22 protein-coding genes are annotated in these 19932 nt (G+C 66.9%); 4 read left to right on the top strand and 18 right to left on the bottom strand.

Features of this window, described 5'->3' with window-relative positions; genetic code table 11:
- From tsaD to ACTWPB_RS04605, 7 genes are all read right to left on the bottom strand, one after another.
- Entirely contained in the window at nt 1-1047 is a 1047-nt protein-coding gene (gene tsaD, locus ACTWPB_RS04635) for a tRNA (adenosine(37)-N6)-threonylcarbamoyltransferase complex transferase subunit TsaD (protein ID WP_446224466.1), read from the bottom strand.
- A 52-nt stretch (nt 1048-1099) separates the two neighbouring features.
- Nucleotides 1100-1594, bottom strand: coding sequence for a ribosomal protein S18-alanine N-acetyltransferase (gene rimI / locus ACTWPB_RS04630; RefSeq protein ID WP_387216822.1), 495 nt, complete (start codon nt 1592-1594; stop codon nt 1100-1102).
- A 34-nt stretch (nt 1595-1628) separates the two neighbouring features.
- Nucleotides 1629-2321 carry a tRNA (adenosine(37)-N6)-threonylcarbamoyltransferase complex dimerization subunit type 1 TsaB gene (tsaB, locus tag ACTWPB_RS04625; protein ID WP_446224465.1) on the bottom strand — a complete coding sequence of 231 codons (693 nt, stop codon included), beginning with the start codon at nt 2319-2321 and terminating at the stop codon, nt 1629-1631.
- 65 nt (nt 2322-2386) lie between these two features.
- A complete protein-coding gene (gene tsaE / locus ACTWPB_RS04620) occupies nt 2387-2842 on the bottom strand; it encodes a tRNA (adenosine(37)-N6)-threonylcarbamoyltransferase complex ATPase subunit type 1 TsaE (RefSeq protein ID WP_056818220.1) in 456 nt (151 codons plus the stop codon).
- Complete coding sequence (locus ACTWPB_RS04615) at nt 2835-3911, bottom strand: alpha/beta fold hydrolase (protein ID WP_446224464.1); 1077 nt, start codon at nt 3909-3911, stop codon at nt 2835-2837. Before ACTWPB_RS04615 ends, tsaE begins: the two co-directional genes overlap by 8 nt.
- Nucleotides 3908-5071, bottom strand: a complete 1164-nt coding sequence (gene alr / locus ACTWPB_RS04610; protein WP_446224463.1) for an alanine racemase — start codon at nt 5069-5071, stop codon at nt 3908-3910. The genes ACTWPB_RS04615 and alr overlap by 4 nt, the downstream gene beginning before the upstream one ends.
- A gap of 511 nt (nt 5072-5582) precedes the next feature.
- Complete coding sequence (locus ACTWPB_RS04605) at nt 5583-7034, bottom strand: bifunctional ADP-dependent NAD(P)H-hydrate dehydratase/NAD(P)H-hydrate epimerase (protein ID WP_446224462.1); 1452 nt, start codon at nt 7032-7034, stop codon at nt 5583-5585.
- Between the two features lie 70 nt (nt 7035-7104).
- Between ACTWPB_RS04605 and ACTWPB_RS04600 the strand changes: the two genes are divergently transcribed.
- Complete coding sequence (locus ACTWPB_RS04600; RefSeq protein WP_446224461.1) at nt 7105-7527, top strand: cupredoxin domain-containing protein; 423 nt, start codon at nt 7105-7107, stop codon at nt 7525-7527.
- A gap of 37 nt (nt 7528-7564) precedes the next feature.
- On the opposite strand, the gene glmS is transcribed toward ACTWPB_RS04600, so the two are convergent.
- Nucleotides 7565-9445 (bottom strand): glutamine--fructose-6-phosphate transaminase (isomerizing), encoded by a 1881-nt coding sequence (gene glmS, locus ACTWPB_RS04595; RefSeq protein WP_446224460.1) that lies wholly within the window; start codon nt 9443-9445, stop codon nt 7565-7567.
- 36 nt (nt 9446-9481) lie between these two features.
- On the opposite strand from glmS, the gene ACTWPB_RS04590 reads away from it, so the two are divergent.
- Nucleotides 9482-10336, top strand: coding sequence for a poly(ethylene terephthalate) hydrolase family protein (locus ACTWPB_RS04590; RefSeq protein WP_446224459.1), 855 nt, complete (start codon nt 9482-9484; stop codon nt 10334-10336).
- Nucleotides 10337-10353: 17 nt separating this feature from the next.
- Here ACTWPB_RS04590 and ACTWPB_RS04585 read toward each other — a convergent pair whose 3' ends face one another.
- From ACTWPB_RS04585 to ACTWPB_RS04560, 6 genes are all read right to left on the bottom strand, one after another.
- Nucleotides 10354-11550, bottom strand: a complete 1197-nt coding sequence (locus tag ACTWPB_RS04585; RefSeq protein ID WP_446224458.1) for a protein kinase domain-containing protein — start codon at nt 11548-11550, stop codon at nt 10354-10356.
- Between the two features lie 171 nt (nt 11551-11721).
- Nucleotides 11722-12015: a hypothetical protein gene (locus ACTWPB_RS04580; RefSeq protein WP_446224457.1), complete on the bottom strand. Its 294-nt coding sequence runs from the start codon at nt 12013-12015 to the stop codon at nt 11722-11724.
- A gap of 73 nt (nt 12016-12088) precedes the next feature.
- Complete coding sequence (locus tag ACTWPB_RS04575; protein ID WP_446224456.1) at nt 12089-13660, bottom strand: hypothetical protein; 1572 nt, start codon at nt 13658-13660, stop codon at nt 12089-12091.
- 48 nt (nt 13661-13708) lie between these two features.
- A complete protein-coding gene (locus tag ACTWPB_RS04570) occupies nt 13709-14023 on the bottom strand; it encodes a hypothetical protein (RefSeq protein ID WP_446224455.1) in 315 nt (104 codons plus the stop codon).
- Nucleotides 14024-14153: 130 nt separating this feature from the next.
- A complete protein-coding gene (locus tag ACTWPB_RS04565; protein WP_446224454.1) occupies nt 14154-14462 on the bottom strand; it encodes a DUF6802 family protein in 309 nt (102 codons plus the stop codon).
- A gap of 91 nt (nt 14463-14553) precedes the next feature.
- Nucleotides 14554-14745 carry a PspC domain-containing protein gene (locus ACTWPB_RS04560; RefSeq protein WP_063057023.1) on the bottom strand — a complete coding sequence of 64 codons (192 nt, stop codon included), beginning with the start codon at nt 14743-14745 and terminating at the stop codon, nt 14554-14556.
- A 198-nt stretch (nt 14746-14943) separates the two neighbouring features.
- Here ACTWPB_RS04560 and ACTWPB_RS04555 point away from each other — a divergent pair, with 198 nt between their 5' ends.
- Together ACTWPB_RS04555 and ACTWPB_RS04550 are read left to right on the top strand one after the other, a co-directional pair.
- Entirely contained in the window at nt 14944-16530 is a 1587-nt protein-coding gene (locus tag ACTWPB_RS04555) for an ABC-F family ATP-binding cassette domain-containing protein (protein WP_446226234.1), read from the top strand.
- Between the two features lie 4 nt (nt 16531-16534).
- Nucleotides 16535-16960, top strand: a complete 426-nt coding sequence (locus tag ACTWPB_RS04550; protein WP_446224453.1) for a hypothetical protein — start codon at nt 16535-16537, stop codon at nt 16958-16960.
- Here the strand turns inward: ACTWPB_RS04550 and ACTWPB_RS04545 are convergent.
- From ACTWPB_RS04545 to rplM, 4 genes are all read right to left on the bottom strand, one after another.
- Nucleotides 16957-17319 carry a hypothetical protein gene (locus ACTWPB_RS04545; RefSeq protein ID WP_446224452.1) on the bottom strand — a complete coding sequence of 121 codons (363 nt, stop codon included), beginning with the start codon at nt 17317-17319 and terminating at the stop codon, nt 16957-16959. The genes ACTWPB_RS04550 and ACTWPB_RS04545 overlap by 4 nt on opposite strands.
- Nucleotides 17320-17451: 132 nt before the next feature.
- Nucleotides 17452-18789: a phosphoglucosamine mutase gene (gene glmM / locus ACTWPB_RS04540; protein WP_446224451.1), complete on the bottom strand. Its 1338-nt coding sequence runs from the start codon at nt 18787-18789 to the stop codon at nt 17452-17454.
- 165 nt (nt 18790-18954) lie between these two features.
- On the bottom strand, nt 18955-19479 hold the full coding sequence (gene rpsI, locus ACTWPB_RS04535) for a 30S ribosomal protein S9 (protein ID WP_446224450.1): 525 nt from the start codon (nt 19477-19479) through the stop codon (nt 18955-18957).
- Nucleotides 19476-19919 carry a 50S ribosomal protein L13 gene (rplM, locus tag ACTWPB_RS04530; RefSeq protein ID WP_194825954.1) on the bottom strand — a complete coding sequence of 148 codons (444 nt, stop codon included), beginning with the start codon at nt 19917-19919 and terminating at the stop codon, nt 19476-19478. Before rplM ends, rpsI begins: the two co-directional genes overlap by 4 nt.
- Nucleotides 19920-19932 lie beyond the last annotated feature (13 nt).

The following is a 19932-nucleotide window of genomic DNA, read 5'->3' as shown; positions in this document are numbered from 1 at the left end:
CTATCCCCGCAGAGCGCTCACAGAAACCGGCAGCCCCGGATCCGTCGCGACAGTCAGGGCGGCGGGTTGCGCACCCGCCGCGATCACATGCGCACCCAGCGCCGCGATCATCACACCGTTGTCCGTGCACAGCCGTGGCTTCGGCACGCGAAGCGTCAAACCCGCCGCAGCGCAACGCTCTTCGGCGAGCGACCGAATGCGTGAGTTGGCGGTGGCACCGCCCCCGAGAACAATCGTGTCGACACCGATATCGGTGGCCGCGCGTACGGCCTTCATCGTGAGCACATCAGCCACCGCCTCCTGAAAGGACGCGGCGATATCGGGAATCGGCAGCTGGTCGGCAGTGATGCCCTGACGCTGCGCGGCCTCGACATAGCGGGCCACCGCAGTCTTGAGGCCGGAGAAGGAGAAGTCATAGCGCGCGTCGCGGGGCCCGGTCATGCCACGAGGAAAGGTGATCGCCCGCGCGTCACCCGAGGCGGCGGCAGCGTCGAGGGCGGGCCCGCCGGGATAGCCGAGACCGAGCAGCCGCGCGACCTTGTCGAACGCCTCCCCCGCGGCATCGTCGACCGTGCTGCCGAGTTCGGTGATCGGCTCACCCAGATCCGTGACCTGCAGCAGATGCGTGTGCCCACCGGAAACCAGCAGTGCCACCGCGGGCGGCATCGGCCCGTGCTCGAGCGTATCGACCGCCACATGCCCGCCGAGGTGGTTGAGCGCGTAGAACGGCACATCCCACGCCGCCGCATAGGCCTTGGCCGCGGCCACCCCCACCAGCAGCGCACCGGCCAGCCCCGGCCCGATGGTGACGGCGAGCGCGTCGGGCTTGCTGATTCCCGCGGTCGCCAGGGCCCGTCGCATCGCGGGCACGATCGCCTCGAGATGGGCGCGCGAGGCGATCTCGGGCACCACCCCACCGAAGCGCGCGTGCTGGTCGACGCTCGAGGCGACCTCATCGGCGAGTAGCTCGACGGAGCCATCGGAATGCCGGCGCACGATGCCGACTCCCGTTTCGTCGCACGAGCTTTCGATCCCCATGACAATCACGACAATGCCTCGCTCCGCTGGTCGCCCGCTGCCCGGTCGAATCCGGCGACGATCACGACAACACCTCGTCCTGCCGGCCGCGTGCGGCCCACTCATCGGCCGCGGCGGTCAGTTCCGGGCGCCGCATCGTATAAGCGTCGGCACCGCTGGGGTGGTAGTAGTTCTTGCGCAATCCGATGATGTGAAAACCGTGCTTGGCATACATCGCGATGGCGGGTGCGTTGTCGGTGCGCACCTCGAGGAACACCGGCCCACCACGTTCGGCCGCGGTGGCCAGCAGCGCCTCGAGCAGCAGCGTGCCGATACCGCCCCGATGACATTGCGGGTCGACGCCGATCGTGTGCACCTCGGCCTCGGGATGGGCGTCGTCACCGAGCAGCGCGATGCCCGCGTAGCCGACCATCACCCCGTCGGCATCGCGCGCGGTGATGTAGCGATTGTGCCCACCGGCCAGCTCGGACCGGAACGACACCGCCTGCCACGGGTCGTCCTCGGGAAACAGCAGGTGCTCCAGTTCGACGCAGCGGTCGATATCGGGCAGCGTCATGGGAGCGATCAGGTAATCGGTCACAGTATCCTTCTCACGCCCCGGTCCGGTCGAGGGTGCGGAAGCTGTTCTCCACCGCATCGGGCCTACGCAGATACAACGGCACCAGCGCCTCCGGCACGTCTCCGGCCAACAGCACGGGCGCGGCGACGATGACCAGCCCGGCAGGCGAGGGCGTCTCGCTGGGCAGCACCGGTAGATCGAAATAGTCGACATGCGCGGCCGACCCGGCGATCGCCGCGGCTTCACCGACCGGCACGTCGGCTGCCTTGTTCACCTCGGGACCGGCCACGCGCGCCCCGTTCAGATACTTGGCCCAGTACACCTCACGCCTGCGCGCATCGGTGACCACCAGCAGTTCGCCGGGATCGCGCTTCTCACCGAGGGTGTCGGCGGCGATCGCGTCGAGACTGCACACCCCGTGCACGGGTAACCCGAGCGCGTCACCGAAGGCGGCCGCGGTGGCCATCCCGACGCGCAGCCCGGTGAACGGTCCCGGTCCGAGCCCGACGACGACCGCGTCGAGCTCGCCGCGGCTCACCCCCGCTTCGGCCAGACATTCCAGGATCTGCGGGGTGAGAACCTCGGCGTGGGCGCGGGCGTCGACCTTCACGCGGGCAGCGAGCGTCGCCACGGCGGGCCGGGTGCCGGGTTCACCGGCAGGTGACAGGTGCACCAATCCCGCTGTAACGGCGGGTGTCGCGGTGTCGACTGCTAGTACGAGCATGATTGTCTCAACAATACCGGGTGGTATCGGCGCTCGGCGCGCACCGGTGCGCGGGTGATCGCGCGTTATTCGATCCATTCCCAGATCGCCGTGCGCACATCGGATTCCGGCTCCCGGGCGAGTTGCACTCGCAGGTGCCGGTCGGCGAGGTGTTCGACGACCCCCTTGCCCCATTCCACGACGACGACCGCGTGATGCAGGTCGGTGTCGAGGTCGAGTGAGTCCAGTTCGTCGAGGTCGCCGGCGAGGCGATAGGCGTCGACATGCACCATCGCCACCCCGGGCGTGCCGTCCGGGCGCACCCCGGCCTTGTGTGCTCGCGCGATGATGAACGTCGGGGAGCTGACCCGGCCCGCGACCCCGAGCCCGGCAGCGATTCCCCTGGTGAGCGCGGTTTTCCCGGCGCCGAGCGGGCCGTCGAGAACGACCAGGTCACCCGGTCGCAGGGTGGCCGCCAGTTCGCGGCCGAACGCTTCGGTGTCCTCGACCGTGTCGAGAACGCGCTGGTGTGGGTCAGCCACCGACGGCCTCCTCGCCGCGTGTGCCGGTGATCCCCGCGCGCGCAAGCAGCCGGTCGAGTGCGGCCAGGCTCACCTCCGGGAACTGCAGGTGCGGCATGTGCGCCGCCGCACGCACCCGGACCAGCTCGCTGCCCGGCAGTTCCGCCGCCAGTGCGCGGGAGTTGCGGAAGGGGATCACCACATCGTGCGCGCCGCCGAGAATCAGCACCGGCAGTTCGCTCAAGACCGGCAAGGCGGCCGATTCATCATGCAGCTCAATCGCTTTCAGGAATTTTTCGATCGTGCCGACCGGTGTGCGGTCGATCATCATCGTGGTGAAACGCGACAGGGTCGGGCTCACCCGGCCATGGAACGAGCTGACGTGCAGGATCGGCGTCACCACCTGCTTGCTCGCGCTGCGGCTGAACTGCACCAGCGTCGGCGCCGTTCGCGCCGCCAGCCGGAACCCGTCGACCGCGGGATGCCGGATCAGTTGCGAGATCCCGGTCGCGGTCACCTCCGCGGCCGCGGTGCTCAGCAGCCCGACCGCGCGCACCCGCGACGCGAACAGCTCGGGGAACTGCGCGGCGGCCGCGAGCACCGCCATCCCACCGAGCGAATGCCCGACCAGCACCACCGGCCCGGTCGGCGCGCACTCGCGGATGACGGTGGCGAGGTCGCGGCCGAGCTGGGCGACCGTGCAGCTCCCGGTGCTCGGCGTGCCGGAGCGTCCGTGTCCGCGCAGATCGAACAGGACCATCCGCAGCCGCGACCCCCACTGCTGCGCGAGATCGCGGCGCTGGAAGTGGAAGGACTCCATGCTGTTGCAGAATCCGTGCACGAAAACGACCGTGACCTCGGCGGAATCGTCACCGAAGGTGCGGGTGGCCAGCGACACACCGTCGTCGGCGAGCACCACACCCGGTTCGTCCTCATCGATCAGGGCGAAGTTCTCCTCGCGATATTCGTCGCGTTCGGCAGGCCACATCACCCGCGCGCCGATCTGGCGCAGGGTGTGGGCGATCGCGAGCCCCGCGAGCAGCCCCGCGGTCGCCAAGCCGCCGCGGCGGATCACCGAGCGCCTGGTCATCGGCCGGTCCCCACGTAGCGGCGGACCGTGCGACCACGCGGTGCGCAGACGACCTCGTAGTCGATCGTGTCCAGCGCCCGCGCCCAGTCGAGCGCGTGTGGCTGTCCCGCGCCGCCGCCGAACAGCACCGCACGGTCGCCCTCCCGCACGCCGCCCGCGTTCTCGCCGAGGTCAACCATGAACTGGTCCATGCACACCCGCCCGACATTACGGTGTCGCGCCCCGCCCAACCACACCTCGAATCGCCCACTCAGCGACCGGAATACACCGTCGGCATACCCCGCGGGCACCAGGGCGATCGTGGTGTCGCGCGGTGCCACCCACCGATGCCCGTACGACACGCCCTCCCCCGCCGCCACCTGTTTCACCAGCGCGACCTCCGCCTGAAACGTCATCGCCGGCTTCAACCCGAATTGTCCGAGCTCGGGGATGGGCGAGAGCCCGTACACCGAGATGCCGGGCCGAACCATGTCGAAATGCAGATCAGGCCTGGTCAACGTGGCCGCCGAATTCGACAGATGCACCAGCTCGGGTTCGAGCCCGTGCTCCTTGGCCAGCGCGATCGCCTCGATAAACCGTTCCCGCTGCCGATCCAGCATCGGATGCCCCGGCTCATCGGCATGCGCGAGGTGGGAGAAGATCGCCCGAAACCGCACCACCTGCCCGTCGACGAGCCCCCGCAAGGCCCGCAAGACCTGCGGATACTCCGTCACCGACACCCCGTTGCGATTGAGCCCCGTATCAACCTTCAACGTCACCGTCGCCATCTGCCCCACGACCAGCGCGGCCCGCTCCACCGCCCGCAACTGGGCCAGCGAAGACACCCCGATCTCGATATCCCCCGCGATAGCCGCCGCGTAATCAGCATCAACGGTATTGAGCCAGCAAAGAACAGGCGCGGTAATCCCCGCCGCCCGCAACGCCAGCCCCTCGGCAACCGTGGTCACCCCCAACTCCCGAGCCCCCGCCCCCAACGCGGCCCGAGCCACCTCCACCGCACCATGGTTGTACCCGTCAGCCTTGACCACCACCATCACAGCGGCCCCCTGCGCGTACTCCCGCAACACCCGCACGTTGTGTGCAATGGCATCCAAGTCGACGACCGTCTCCACTTGCGCATTCACACCCCCGATCGTGCCAGGACCCGCGGAATCCCCCATACCTGGGGCGCAACACCAACCCACCCGACTCCGCCACAACCGCACTCCCAGCCACACCACACACCCGAGCCCGCCGACCACCCAGCACGACCCCATCCCTGCCCCGCAACCCTCCGAACCACCAGCCCACCCGTCGAACCCCAGGTCCGCACCGCTCCCATACTCCTAGCCAGCCCGGCACCCCAAGTTCACAGCCCTCCCGCACACTCCGCCCTAGATCCCAGCCCTCCCGCACTCGCAGCCAACCCAGCACACCCCAGGTCCGCCCCCTCCCGCACACCCAGCCACACACCGTTCCGCCCGAGACCGCCATGACCACACTCCCAACCCCGCACCCGCGACCCCTGGGGAGCGGCGGCCACGAAGTGGCCGGTCCGCGGCCGGGTCGCCGGTTAGCGCTCGAAAGCGCTGAGCCGAAGGCTCTAGTCTCGAGCGCTAACCGGCGGCCCTCAGGGCCGCGGACACGCGCGCGCCAGCGCGCCAATAAACACAGCGTCAAACCTGCCTGGGACTACCAGCCCTGAGATCCACCACCAACCTCCCGCAACACGCGCACCGCCCCCCGAACATGCCCGAGCAAAGGCGTAGCGGAAATAGGCGCCCCCGCCTCCCACCCCTCATAAGCAGCCAAGTTAGCCGCCAAAGCATGCACCCGGGCCCCCGCAGCAGCCGCCCACCCCGCCTCCCGCCCCGCGGCGAGCAACGCCCCGATAACCCCGGACAACACATCCCCCGACCCCGCGGTAGCCGCCCAATCCCCACCCGCGTCATTCACAAACGTCGCTCCCCCCGGCGAAGCAACAACCGTCGCCCGCCCCTTCAACAGCACAGTCACCCCCCACTCCTCAGCGAACCTCCGCACCGCACCCACCCGATCAGCCCCCACCCCAGCACCGGTCAACCGCGCGAATTCCCCCGCGTGCGGCGTCAGCACCGTAGGCGCCGAGCGCCCACGAACCAGCCCCGGCTCGGTGGAAAGAATCGTCAACCCATCCGCATCGACAAGCACCGGCAGATCAGTAGCCAACACCTCGGCCAACCGATCCCGCGCCCCCGAATCAGTACCCCCGCCCGGCCCGAACACCCAGGCCTGCACCCGCCCCGCCTCCGAAATCGAAGTACTGGCAACAACTTCCGGGAACTTCTCCAACACCTCGGTATCCGTCCCCACATACCGAACCAGCCCCGAAGTAGCCACCACCGCCGCCCCCGTACACAACACCCCCGCCCCCGGATACTTCGAACTCCCCGCACAAACCCCCGTCACTCCCTGGCTGTATTTGTCATCAGCAGGCCCCGGCACCGGCCAACCAGCCCCCACCGCCCCCGGATCGAGCTGCACCAGCCCAGCCTCCGGAAGATGTAACCCGATCGGCACCAACACAATTCGCCCACAGTGCGGCACAGCCAACGCATGCACCGGCTTGAAGGCACCGAACGCGACCGTCACATCCGCCGTCACCGCGGGCCCGTCCACAGCCCCCGTATCAGGATCGACCCCACTGGGCAGATCAGCCGAGATGATCGGAATATCCAATGCAGCAACAATTTCCGCAGCCTCGGGCCGCAACGGACCACGCCCGGAAATCCCCACGATCCCATCGATCACCAGATCAACAGCATCGAGCCGATCGACCACCCGTCCCCCAGCCGCCCGCAACCCCGCAAGCCCCTCCCCATGCGCCCGTTCAGGATTCAACAGGACTGCCGATACCCGAACCCCCCGCCGGCGCAGCAAGGCCCCCGCCCACAACGCATCCCCACCGTTATCCCCCGACCCCACCAGCAACCCCACCGCCCGACCGACCACTCCACCGGTCCGCGAACGCAATTCGTCGACAACCACCCCCGCCAGCCCGAAAGCCGCCCGCCGCATCGGCATTCCCGCAGGCACCCGCGTGAACAGCTCGGCTTCCGCGGCCCGAACCTCGTCGACGGTGTAGTAGCCACGCCGATCCGACATAGTCGCCTCCCAGCTGCCCGAACGGGCCGCCGACCGGCCCAGGATCGCTCGCAGACTACGCTCCACACCCATGTCGATGGTTCGTCACCGCGCCGCATCCGCCCGGTTTGTCGCCGGATTCGTCGTGGCCGCCGCCCTGTTGTCCGCCGGCTGTTCCGGCGACTCGGGAAACGCCGCCACCACCACAACCCGCAAACCCCGCCCGGTCAGCACCACGACCAGCCAACAGCACGCGCCGACCAACCTCACGGTCGAGGTCGGCGACATGAAATACGCCCCCGCCGACGCCACCATCAAGGTCGGCGAGACGGTCACCTGGAAGTTCTCCGACAAGGTCCCGCACAACGTGCAGGGCATCGGCGACAAGGCGATGGGCCTCAACAGCCCCATCATCGACAAGGGCGAATGGTCCTACACCTTCACCCAGCCCGGCACCTACCGCTACATGTGCACCCTGCACCCGGACATGCGCGGCAGCATCACGGTCAAGTGAACCCTGCCGGCCTCGCGACGAGGCCGGCACGCCAGCCTTATTCGACGGTGACCGACTTGGCCAGGTTGCGTGGCTTGTCCACGTCGTAGCCCAGCGTCTGCGCCACCTCGGCGGCGAAGATCTGCAGCGGCACCGTGGACAGCAGCGGCTGGTACAGCGTGGGCGCGGCCGGGATCTCGATCAGGTCGTCGGCGAAGGGCCGCACGGTGTCGTCGCCCTCTTCGGCGATCACGATCGTGCGGGCCCCGCGCGCCTGGATCTCGCGAATGTTGCTGAGCAGCTTGGAATGCAGCACCGCGCGCCCCTTCGGCGACGGCATCACCACGATCACCGGCAGACCTTCTTCGATCAGCGCGATCGGCCCGTGCTTGAGCTCGCCCGCGGCGAACCCCTCGGCGTGCATGTAGGCCAGTTCCTTGAGCTTGAGCGCGCCTTCCAGCGCCACCGGGTAGCCCACGTGGCGGCCGAGGAACAGCACCGTCGGCACATGCGCCAGCTCGCGCGCGATGGCCCGCACCTGCGGCGCGGTTTCGAGCACCCGGGCGATCAGCTTCGGCATCGACTCGAGCTCGGCGAACTCGCGAGCGACCTCGTCGGGGTACTTGGTTCCACGCGCCTGGGCCAGCGCCAGACCCACCAGATAGTTGGCGGCCACCTGCGCCAGGAACGCCTTGGTCGAGGCGACACCGATCTCTGGCCCGGTCCGCGTGTAGATCACCGCGTCGGATTCGCGCGGAATCTGCGCGCCGTTGGTGTTGCAGATGGCCAGCACGCGCGCCTTCTGCTCCTTGGCGTGGCGCACCGCCTCGAGAGTGTCCGCGGTTTCACCGGACTGCGAGATCGCCACCACCAGCGTCGACCGGTCGAGAACCGGGTCGCGGTAACGGAATTCGCTGGCCAGCTCCACCTCCACGGGCACCCGGGTCCAGTGCTCGATCGCGTACTTGGCGAGCAGTCCCGCGTGATACGAACTGCCACACGCGACGACGAACACCTTGTCGAACTCGCGTAGCTCCTGGTCGGTGAGGCGCTGCTCGTCCAGGACGATCCGGCCGCCCTTGTCGTCGACGACGAAATGCCCGAGCAGGGTGTCGGCGACGGCGGTGGGCTGCTCTTCGATCTCCTTGAGCATGAAGTAGTCGTGGCCGCCCTTCTCGGCGGCGGCGAGGTCCCAGTCGATGGTGAACGGCCTGCTGACCACACCGTCGGTGTTGCCCGCGAAGTCGGTGACGCTGTAGCCGTCCTTGGTGATCACCACGGCCTGGTTCTGGCCGAGCTCGACCGCCTCACGGGTGTGCTCGATGAACGCGGTGACGTCGGAGGCGATGAACATCTCGCCCTTGCCGACCCCGACGACCAGCGGCGTCGACCGGCGGGCCGCGACGATCGTGCCGGGATGATCGGCATGGGTGAACACCAGCGTGAACGCACCTTCGAGGCGCTGCAGCACGGCCAGCGCGCTCGCGGTGAAGTCACCGGCGGTTGGTCCTTCGGCGTAGGCGCGCGAGACCAGGTGTACCGCGACCTCGGTATCGGTGTCGCTGAGCAGCTCCACACCCGCGTCCTCGAGCTCGCGGCGCAGCGGCGCGAAGTTCTCGATGATGCCGTTGTGGACGACGGCGAGCTTGTCGGAGACGTCGCGGTGCGGGTGCGCGTTGCGGTCGGTCGGCGCGCCGTGGGTGGCCCAGCGGGTGTGACCCATGCCGGTCGACCCGGCGAAACGCCCGGTCCCCGCCTCGTCCAGTTCGGCTTCCAGATTGGCCAGCCGCCCGGCCTTACGTTCGACCGCGAGAGCGCCGTTTCCGTCGAGGATCGCGACCCCCGCCGAGTCGTATCCGCGATACTCCATGCGTCGCAGCGCGTCGACGACAACGCCGAGCGCATCCCGGTATCCGACGTACCCCACGATTCCGCACATGGTCCCCCACAGTACTGATCGGATAGTCTTCTGGCCGTGTCGGTGTCTGTGAAATCGCTCCTGAGCACCCTGTCCGTCCGTGGCCCCCACCGGGTGTTGCGCGGGAATTTAGGGATCGCGGGTCAGCCGGGTGTGGTGTACACACCCGAGTCAGGGCTGAACCTGCCTGCTGTCGCGTTCGCGCACGGCTGGCTGACCAGCGCCGAGAACTACAAGAGCTTGCTCGAGCACATCGCGTCGTGGGGTTTCGTGGTCGCCGCGCCCGACACCGAGCGCGGCCCGATCCCGTCACATCTTGACCTCGGCACCGACTTGCTCACCACGCTCGACATCGTCAGCAAGGTCCGGCTCGGTGACGGCACCATCACCGTCCACCCCGACCGCCTGGCGCTGGCCGGCCACGGCATGGGAGCCGGTGCCGCCGTGATCGCCGCAGCTCAACGCCGGGTAGCCGCCGTAGTGGCGCTCTTCCCCGCCCCGACCTCCCCCGCCGCGGAGAACATCGCCCCCGACATCGACACGCCCGCCCTGATCCTGACCGGCGACGACCTCGCCTCGGTCAGCTCCAACGCCCGCGCCCTCGCCGCCGCCTGGTCGGGCCCGTCGATCCTGCGCACCATCGACAACGCCTCCCACAACGGCATCATCGAAGGCCGCCGCCTCTTCGCCGCCCTCGGCGCGGGCCGCTACGAACACAAAACCGACAAGACCACCCGAGCATTGGTCACCGGCTACCTCCTCGCCACCCTCCTGGCCGACAAGAAGTACGCGATCTTCGCCGACCCGGAAGCCGAGATCCCGCATACAAAGGTGGTCGACCCGCACGCCGAGATCGAAGTCGAGGCGCCGAAATTGTCCATCGGCACTGTTGCCAAATTGATCCGCGGCTAATAATCCTCCGACGTCGCCTACCAGTTGGTGATGTCGGTGAAGACCAGGACGAACAGCACGGCCAGCACCGCCACGTAGATCAGGATCAGGATCTGCCGTGGTTGTAACGGCGGTTCACGGTGTGGCGGGCCGGGCGCATCAGCATCGCGCTGCACCGTTATCGCAGCCCACCCCGGCCTGCCTTTGACGACAGGCGGCCGCACCGGCCCAGAGTCGACTGCCGCACGGTCGACCACTGGGACTGCCGTCATCGCAGGTCGTGGCTCCGTATCCGGGAGGAGCGCAACAGGACTGAGCGGCACCGGCATGGGCTTGACCGATCGATGCGCACCGGCCGGCACTTCGGGCGCCGCCGTCACGGCATGTCCCGGGACAGCCGGACTCGACATGTCGCCCGGCACCTCGAACGCGCGGCACACCGCGTCCGCGAACTCCCCGCAGGAAGCGAACCTGTCAGCTGGACGCTTGGCCATCGCCCTAGCCAGCACCGCATCCAACGCCAACGGCAAGTCCGGCCGCAGGCGCACGATCGATGGCGGCGGAGCGGACATGTGTGACTGGATCACCATCACCGGGTTGGTCGCGTTGAAGGGTGCGGTACCCGTCAGCATCGCGAAAAAGGTACAGGCCAGCGAGTATTGGTCGCATCGGGGATCGAGCGCCGATGCCGCCAACTGCCCAGGGGACGCGAATGCCAAGGTGGCGGTGAACGATCCGGTGCGCGTGAGCGGACTCTGATCGACACGCAGACGCGCGATACCGAAGTCGGCGAGCAGCACTCGCTCCGGCAGCCCGTGCACCGATTCGCCGAGCAGGATGTTGCCGGGCTTGATGTCACGGTGCAGCACACCGTGTGTATGCGCGAAATCGAGTGCCGTGGCAAACTCGGTCACCACCCGCACCGCCCGCAGCGACTCGAACACCCCGACCTCGGCACCATCGGTCCCGCGCACATACTGCATGGCGATCCAGGGCCGATTCCGCTCCACCCCGCGGTCGTACACCGCGACAATGTTCGGATGGTCGAGCCGTGCGGCGAGATCAGCCTCCCGCTGAAACCGCGCCTGCACCTCCGCGTCCCCGAACATGTTCTCATCCAGCAACTTCAACGCCACCGACCGAGGCAGCCGAGGATGCCGGGCCAGATAAACCGTCCCCATCCCACCCTGCCCGAGCACCCGCTCAACCGCATACCCGGCGATGAACTCGACCACAGCCACCCCTACCCACGTGTCGGCGGCGTCATCGTATCCAACAACGGCCCCCCACCGCCGGGTACAGAACTCACCCCCTAGTCGAGGGCCGATCCGACCGGAATCCGGGCGCCCGATCGCACCGGCTTCCCACGCACCACCACCACCCGTATCCGGCGCTGCCCTGCGTACTCAGACCAACCAGCTGTTACGGCGGTAGTAGTCCCCTTCTGGATCGTCGTCATCCAGCGGAGCAGCACGGTCATTGGCCCGTCGAGCGGCGATCGAGCGTGCGATGGCTTCGCGTTGTTCTCTGGCCGCGGCCTCCTGACGCTCGCGTTCCTCCGCCTCGAGCCGCTCCCGCGCTTCGGCTTCGGCAGCTTCGCGCTCCCTGACCGCTTGAATCTCGGCGAGGATCTCGTGACCGTTGTTGTGGACGGCGAGGCTGTTCCGCATCTCGTCGTATTCGTCGTCCAGAATCCGCACCCGTCGAAGGAACTCGTAGGCGCCTTCATCGATCCGCGATCGACTCATGACGAAACCCCCTCAATTCGTTGATTCACAGCGGTCCTGCCTCGGCCAAGACCGCACCGGTGTCACCCGGATCGGGTTGCGGGCTCACCGGATATTGCTCCGCCCAATGTTCGCCGTCGGGCTCGTTGTCCGCACTCGGCGTCGAGCCGGCCCCCGGCATGTTCTCGGCGGCATAGCCTTTGGCGTTGAGTGAACCGGTCGGGTTGGGTGTAGCGCCCGAGGACGTCCCCTCATCATCGGTATCCCCGAGACCGGTCGGCCCCTGGCCCGTGCCGGTCTCCGGTGTGCCCGAACCGATTTCGCCGCTGGACTGATCGTCGCTGATCACCGGAATGCCGTTGGCATCGAGCGTCATGCCGTACTCGTGTGAGTTTCCGGCGGAGTCGGTAGTACTCACTGTCAGTTGGCCGTTCGCGTCTGTTCCCACGCTGACCTGCGTCCCGTTCAGATCGAACGTCGCGCCACCGGACATCAAGCCAGTCAACTGGCTCGAAATCGATGCGAACCCTTCTTGGATCGAGGTGCTGAGTGACGTGAGGCCGGAACTAATCGTCTCCGCCGTAGTTGTGACGAGCGATTCGAGTTCACTGACCGATGACACGAGTGAAGTGAGGCCTGTTATCACCTCGCTGACCGTATCGGTGATTTCACTTATCGTGTCGGTGATGTCATCGTCATCATCGTCATCGTCATCCTTGGTGGTCGACGGATCCTCGGTGGTCGCCGGCTTGGTCGACGTGTCCTCTGTTGTCGACGGTGTGCCACCGGTCGACGTATCTTTTGTCTGGGGCTGCTGTGTCGTCACGGGTGTTTGTTGCTTACTGGAATCCTGTGGCATGGGGTATACGGCGGTATCCAGGCCATTCAAGGCTTCAACAAGCACGCCGTAAACCCGACGCACCTCTGTGTCGACTTCCTTGCAGAGCTGAATGAATTTGTCGTACGTTGCGTGGACGTGAGGTACGAAGATATCAACGAGCCACTGCTTCGCCTTCTTGCCCTCGTCGGATTCAGCGTCGCGGATCACCTCTCCAATGAGGTCATCGATCGCCGTGCGACTCATCCCGCTGCTGTTCTGCTGCGGGATATCGGGCGTATTGGGAGACCAAAAGCTCTGGACCGTAACTGCTTTGTGTCGCACCGCAGTGCGCAGTGCAGTCGAAACATAGTTGAGCTCGAGCGATATAGTCGCGGCTTCGATGCGATCTTGCTCAGCACGAATAATCTGTGTATTCAGCATGTTGGATGCCGAGTCGCCTGCTTGCCCTTGCCATATAGACGGCAAGGCCGAGAGTTGCCGGCGCTGTTCGTCAATCTCGCCTGGCACCTTTGCCATTACCTTGGAAAGGGCTGCAGACATTCGGTCGATCGCGCCTATATCCATACCACGTTCAGCGTCAAATTTCGAGTAGATCAACGTGTTCAAATCGGCGCCCATGAGTTCCCGTCTGGCGCCCGTCGTTTTCGTGACAACAACCGCCTTCTCGTAACGAGGCAAGTACTGCACAAAGTACTGCAGCCCATTCGCTCCGATATCGAGAATTTCGTCCGCGCTGCCATCAGTCGGTATATTCGCCCAAGTCGGAGATTCAGTCATGAATGGCCCCCTCGAATACGGCGGACGGCGTAGAGACTGCTATGCCCATCAAAGATTCACCCCAGCGGCTGTTATCTTCTTAACGTTCGCATCGTCGACAGTTGCATAAGTATCCGCGCTCGTACCGAATTGAGCGCCTGTCTTGTCGACCGCGGTCTGCCAGTTCTTCAACCAGGTCTCGACCTTGCCGATCACACCCCCAACCTTCGTCCCCTCGGCGCCGTACTCCCGACCGGCTTGCGCAGCCGTGAAGGACCAACCCTTGACGTCGACCGAGCAAGTCCCGATGTCGGCGGCCGACGTCTTCAAGTTCGACCCGGCCTTGCGCAGAGCTGTCGGATCGACCGTAACTGAATCGCCCACTTCCCCCTCCTTCTGGTCAAGCGCCGGCAGGCGCACTACTCCCTTAGACGCGCCACGACCCGGATCGGTTCCACGATCACACGACGAATGCCGCTGTGCTCGGATTCGATCACAGCGGCACCCTCGTGCGCTACTTCTCCAGGTTCCCCTGGTCGGTCCGCCGCCACTCCGACGTGCCGTCGGGATGGCGGTGGTACTCCCAGGCGGCGTAGTCGCCGTCTTCCTCGACGACGGTGACGTGGTCGGCTAGGCCGTCGTGGTCGTAGTCGGACCAGATGCTGGTCGAGTCGGTGTCGCCGGTGGAGAGGGAGTCTGCGACGCCGTCGTGGTCGAGGTCTAGGGATGGGTTGTTCAGTTCTACGGGGCCGAGGCCGCCCAGGGATGAGTGGGCGTCGATGTCGGGTAGGCCGAGGCCGGGGAACTCACCCGAGGTGACCATGACTGCTCCTCCAACGGAAAGCTCGCGGATGACGACGTGGCGGGGTTGCCACCATCTTGTCATCCGCGAGCGGGCGCCGGGGGGTTCGGGGCTACTTGTTCGGGATGAGGATCCACATCGCCAGGTAGATCAGGAACTGGGGGCCGGGCAGCAGGCAGGAGACGACGAAGACCAGGCGGACGACGTTGGGGTTCCAGCCGTAGCGTTCGGCGAGGCCGCCGCAGACGCCTGCGATCCACTTGTTGCTGGTCGAACGGGTGAGGCGGCGAGCGGGGGCGGTCATGGTGTGGCCTTCCTGTGGAGCGGTGATATCTCCACTGTGCCGCCGGAGCACCCTCACCCGCATCGGTCCACAGACCTATCCGCACCCTGATTTCGACAGGCCCCGACATCAGGGTCAGACCCCGAGACGGGCACAATTGTCGAGGTGAGCACGACATTGCACGCCAGCGGCCTGTCCGCGGGGCACGCCGAACGAACCCTGTTCGCCGACCTCGATTTCACTCTCGCCCCCGGCGATGTGATCGGGCTGGTCGGGGTGAACGGCGCGGGCAAGTCGACGCTGCTGCGGATGCTGGCCGAGCGCGAGCCGGGCGAGGGCACCATCGCGCTGAGCCCGCCCGATGCGACCGTCGGCTATCTCACGCAGGAACCGGAGCGCATCGAGGGCGAGACGGTGCTCGAATTCCTTTCGCGCCGAACCGGAGTCGCGCACGCCCAGCAGGTGATGGACGCGGCCGCGGAACGCCTCGGCGATGGTGGCGACGACGATTACTCACCCGCGCTGGAACATTGGCTGGCCTTGGGCGGCGCGGATCTCGATCAGCGTGCCGAAGAGGTCGCCGCGGATCTGGGGCTGACCAGCGGCTTGGCCAGTGGGCTCGACACCCCGATGACTGGCCTGTCCGGCGGTCAGGCGGCACGTGCGGGGTTGGCCTCGGTGTTGTTGTCGCGCTTCGACATTCTGCTGCTCGACGAGCCGACCAACGACCTCGACCTCGACGGCCTCGACCGGCTGGAACGGTTCGTCACCGGTGTGCGGGTGCCGCTCATGGTGATCAGCCACGATCGAGAGTTCTTGGCGCGCACCGTCAACAGCGTCCTCGAACTCGATCTGGCTCAGCAGCAAACAGGCTTCTACGACGGCGGCTACGACGCCTACCTCGCCGAACGCGAGATCGCCCGCAAGCACGCTCGCGAGGCCTACGACGAATTCGCCGACACCAAAGCGGGTTTGGAGTCGCGCGCGCAGATGCAGCGCAATTGGCTCGAGCACGGCGTGCGCAATGCCCGCCGCAAGGGCAAGAACGACTCCGACAAGATGGGCCGCAAGACCCGCGCGGAATCCACCGAGAAACAGGCCGCCAAGGCCCGCCAGACCCAGCGCCGCATCGAACGCCTCGACGTGGTCGACGAGCCGCGCAAGGAATGGGAACTGCGGATGGAGATCGCGACCGCGCCCCGCAGCGGCGCGGTCGTCGCGACAGCCAACAACGCCACCCTCGCACGCGGCGAGTTCAGCCTCGGCCCGATCACCACCCAGATCGACTGGGCCGACCGGATCGTGCTCACCGGCGCGAACGGCTCGGGCAAGTCGACCCTGCTCGGACTGTTGCTCGGCAAGATCGCGCCCGACGCCGGTTCCGCCGCACTGGGTTCCGGTGTCGAGATCGGCGAAGTCGACCAGGCCCGCGGGCTGTTCCGCGGTGACGACGCGCTGGCCGACACCTTCGCCGCGGCGATGCCCGACTGGCCCGACGCCGAAGTCCGCACGCTACTGGCCAAGTTCGGCCTGCGCGGACCGCACGTGACCCGCGCCTGCGACACCCTGTCCCCCGGCGAACGCACCCGCGCCGCCCTCGCCCTGCTCCAGGCACGCGGGGTGAACCTGCTCGTCCTCGACGAGCCGACCAACCACCTCGACCTGCCCGCCATCGAACAGCTCGAGCAGGCGGTCGAATCCTTCACCGGCACTTTGATTCTGGTAACCCACGATCGCCGGATGCTGGATTCTGTTCGTGCGACCCGTCGTTGGCACATGTCCGGTGGGCTACTCACCGAGGGATAGGCGCATGGACTACGTATTAGGCATCGACACCCGGATCACCCTGCTCATCACCGGATTCATCTTCCTGAGCGCCTTGTTGCTCGGGGTCTGGAAGTACCACGGCATCCGGGTCAACGGGGCGGCACACGTCTATGTCGACATCGCCCACCGCGCCGCGCTGATGTACTCCTTCGCGGGGATCCTGCTCGCGGTGTTCACCGAGCTCAGCGCCTGGCCGTCGATCGTCAACCTGACCGCTGACCTGGTCGTGCTCGCGTTCTTCGTCGGCGCGATCGCCAGTTACGTCCTGCACGGGCTGCGCCGTGACACCACCAACCAGTTCGGCGGGCAGATCCCCGCCGCACTACGCCTGTCGATGTATGGGCTGATCGCGGGCGAGATCGGTGGTTTCGCAGTGCTGTTCAGCGGTTTCGTCGCCGGGCAGTTCTAGAACGACTGCACCACAACAGGTTCGCCTGCACCGAACAGTGCGATATCGGAGCCGAGCTTGGCCCCGATCAGTCCGGCACCGAGGGTGACACCGAGCACGGCGACCACCGCGATGAACGATCGCGAGCGTGGCACCCGCGGCGCCGCGAACGGACGCGTGCGTGGCGCCTCGGCGACCCGCTCATAAGCGGACTGGCCGTAGCCTTCGTCGCGGATCGGGACCGTGTGCGAATACCCTTGCGGCACTTCGCGGCAGCCCGGTCGTCCACAGGCCCCACCACAGCGGTGCGGCTGGTCGGCTTCGCCGTACTCGTACGGGTACTGATCTTGATAGTTGCGGCCAGGCAGCGGCGGAACCATGATCGGCCCCCTTCGAATCATGCTGCGCGCCAATATAACCGCCTGCGCCGAGCAGCACACACGCACCACGGGCACACAGGTCCTTACGGCGTATCTCGATACTAGTTGTACCGGACCCGACCCGCCAGACAACTAGACCGCAGCGACCTGCTTCGCCAGATCGTCGGCCAGCTGACGTGCCTGCGCCGGATCGGTGGCCTCCACCATCACCCGCACCAACTGCTCGGTCCCACTGGGCCGCAACAGAACCCGCCCGGACTCCCCCAGGACCCGCTCGGCCTCGGCGACCGCCTCACGCACCTCGGGAGCAGCCGCGACGGCGGCCTTGTCGGACACCGCGACGTTCACCAGCACCTGCGGCACCGTGGTCATCACCGAAGCCAGCGAGGCCAGCGAGGTCTGGGTCTGGGCCATCCGCGCCATCAACCGCAGGCCGGTGAGCACGCCGTCGCCGGTGGTACCGAACCGCGGGAACACCACATGCCCGGACTGTTCCCCACCCAGGCTGAACCCACCGCGCCGCAGTTCCTCCAGCACGTACCGGTCGCCGACAGCTGCGGTGATCACGGTGATCCCGGCGGCGCGCATCGCGATGTGCAGGCCGAGGTTGCTCATCACGGTCGCGACCAGTGTGTTGCCGACCAGCTCGCCCGCGTCACGCATCGCCAGCGCGAGTACGGCCATGATCGCGTCACCGTCGACGATCTCGCCGGCGGCGTCCACCGCGAGGCAACGATCGGCGTCACCGTCGAGCGCGATGCCGAGGTCGGCACCGTGTTCGAGAACCGCGCGCCGCACAGTGTCCAGATGCGTCGAACCGCAACCGTCATTGATGTTGAGCCCGTTGGGTTCGGCGTTGATCGCGATCACCGTCGCGCCCGCCTCCCGGTACACCTGCGGCGCCACCTCGGCGGCCGCACCGTGTGCGCAGTCGACAACGACAGTCAGCGCGGACAGGTCCTGCCCGGTGGATTCGAGCAGATGCTCGACATAGCGTTCGTGCGTGCCCTCGACGGTGTAGTCGCCACGTACCCGGCCGATGCCCGCGCCGGTCGGGCGCACAGTGACGCCTTCGGCGATCAGGGCTTCGATCCGTGCCTCGATGGTGTCGTCGAGCTTGTGCCCGCCCGCCGCGAAGATCTTGATGCCGTTGTCGGGCATGGGGTTGTGCGAGGCCGAGATCATCACGCCGAAGCACGCGTCGTACAGGCCGGTCAGATAGGCCACGGCCGGGGTGGGCAGCACACCCACCGAGAGGACATCGACGCCGACGGAGGTCAGGCCCGCGGTCACCGCGGCCTCTAGCATCTCGCCGCTGGCGCGGGGATCGCGACCGAGCACCGCGACCGGGCGCTTCTTACCGCGCGAGAGCACCTGCGCTGCCGCAGCGGCGACGCGCATCGCCAGTTCCGGGCTCAGCGACTCGTTGGCGAGCCCGCGAACACCGTCTGTGCCGAATAGCCGTCCCATAAAAACCCTCTACCAGTAGTAGGTCCCCGAATACAGCACAAGAGCAGGCAACCAGCGGTGCTGGAAGCCTGCTCTCGCACACACGCTCCGCCGACCAGGCTCATCCCCACTCGCGCGGGGAGCATACCTAGCGTATGCGAAAGCCAAGAGCCGACAGTGCGTAAATCAGCGCTTCGAGTACTGAGGCGCCTTACGGGCCTTCTTCAGACCGTACTTCTTGCGCTCGGTGGCACGCGGGTCACGCGTCAGGAAGCCGGCACGCTTGAGGGCGGGACGGTCGTCCGGGGTGACCACGATCAGCGCGCGGGCGATAGCCAGACGCAGGGCGCCTGCCTGACCCGACGGGCCGCCACCGACCAGGCGAGCGAAGATGTCGAAGTTCTCGACACGCTCGACCAGAACCAGCGGGGACTTCACGAGCTGCTGGTGCACCTTGTTCGGGAAGTAATCCTCGATGGTGCGGCCGTTGAGCTCGAAGTTGCCCGAACCGGGCACCATGCGAACGCGAACGACGGCTTCCTTACGGCGGCCGACGGTCTGCACCGGGCGGTCGAGGCCGAGCGGCTCGAAGGCCAGCTCTTCTTCGACGTACTCGGCATCATCGTAGGCTTCGCCATCTTCGACGATCTCGACGACGACCTCTTCGGCGGTGTCGAACTCTTCGGCTGCGAACTCTTCAGGAGCGGTCACTGGGCCACCTGCTTGATCTCGAACGGAACCGGCTGCTGCGCGGCGTGGGGGTGGTTCGGGCCTGCGTAGACCTTCAGCTTGCCCGCGATCGCGTTACCCAGCTTGTTCTTCGGGATCATGCCCTTGACGGCCTTCTCCACGAGACGATCGGGACGGGTCGCCAACACCTCGCCGACAGTGCGCGACTTGAGGCCGCCCGGGTGTCCGCTGTGGTGGTGGATGAGCTTGTCCTGCTTCTTGTTGCCGGAGATGGCAACCTTTTCCGCGTTGATGATGATGACGAAGTCGCCACCATCGACGTGGGGTGCGTAGGTCGGCTTGCCCTTGCCGCGCAGCAGGCCAGCGGCCTGCACGGCGAGACGGCCGAGGACTACGTCAGTGGCGTCGATGACGTACCACTTGCGGGTGACGTCACCCGCCTTGGGGCTGTACGTAGGCACAGTCGTTCCCTGT

Source organism: Nocardia sp. IBHARD005, assembly GCF_052814245.1.
This window is presented reverse-complemented; position numbering and strand designations above follow the sequence as displayed.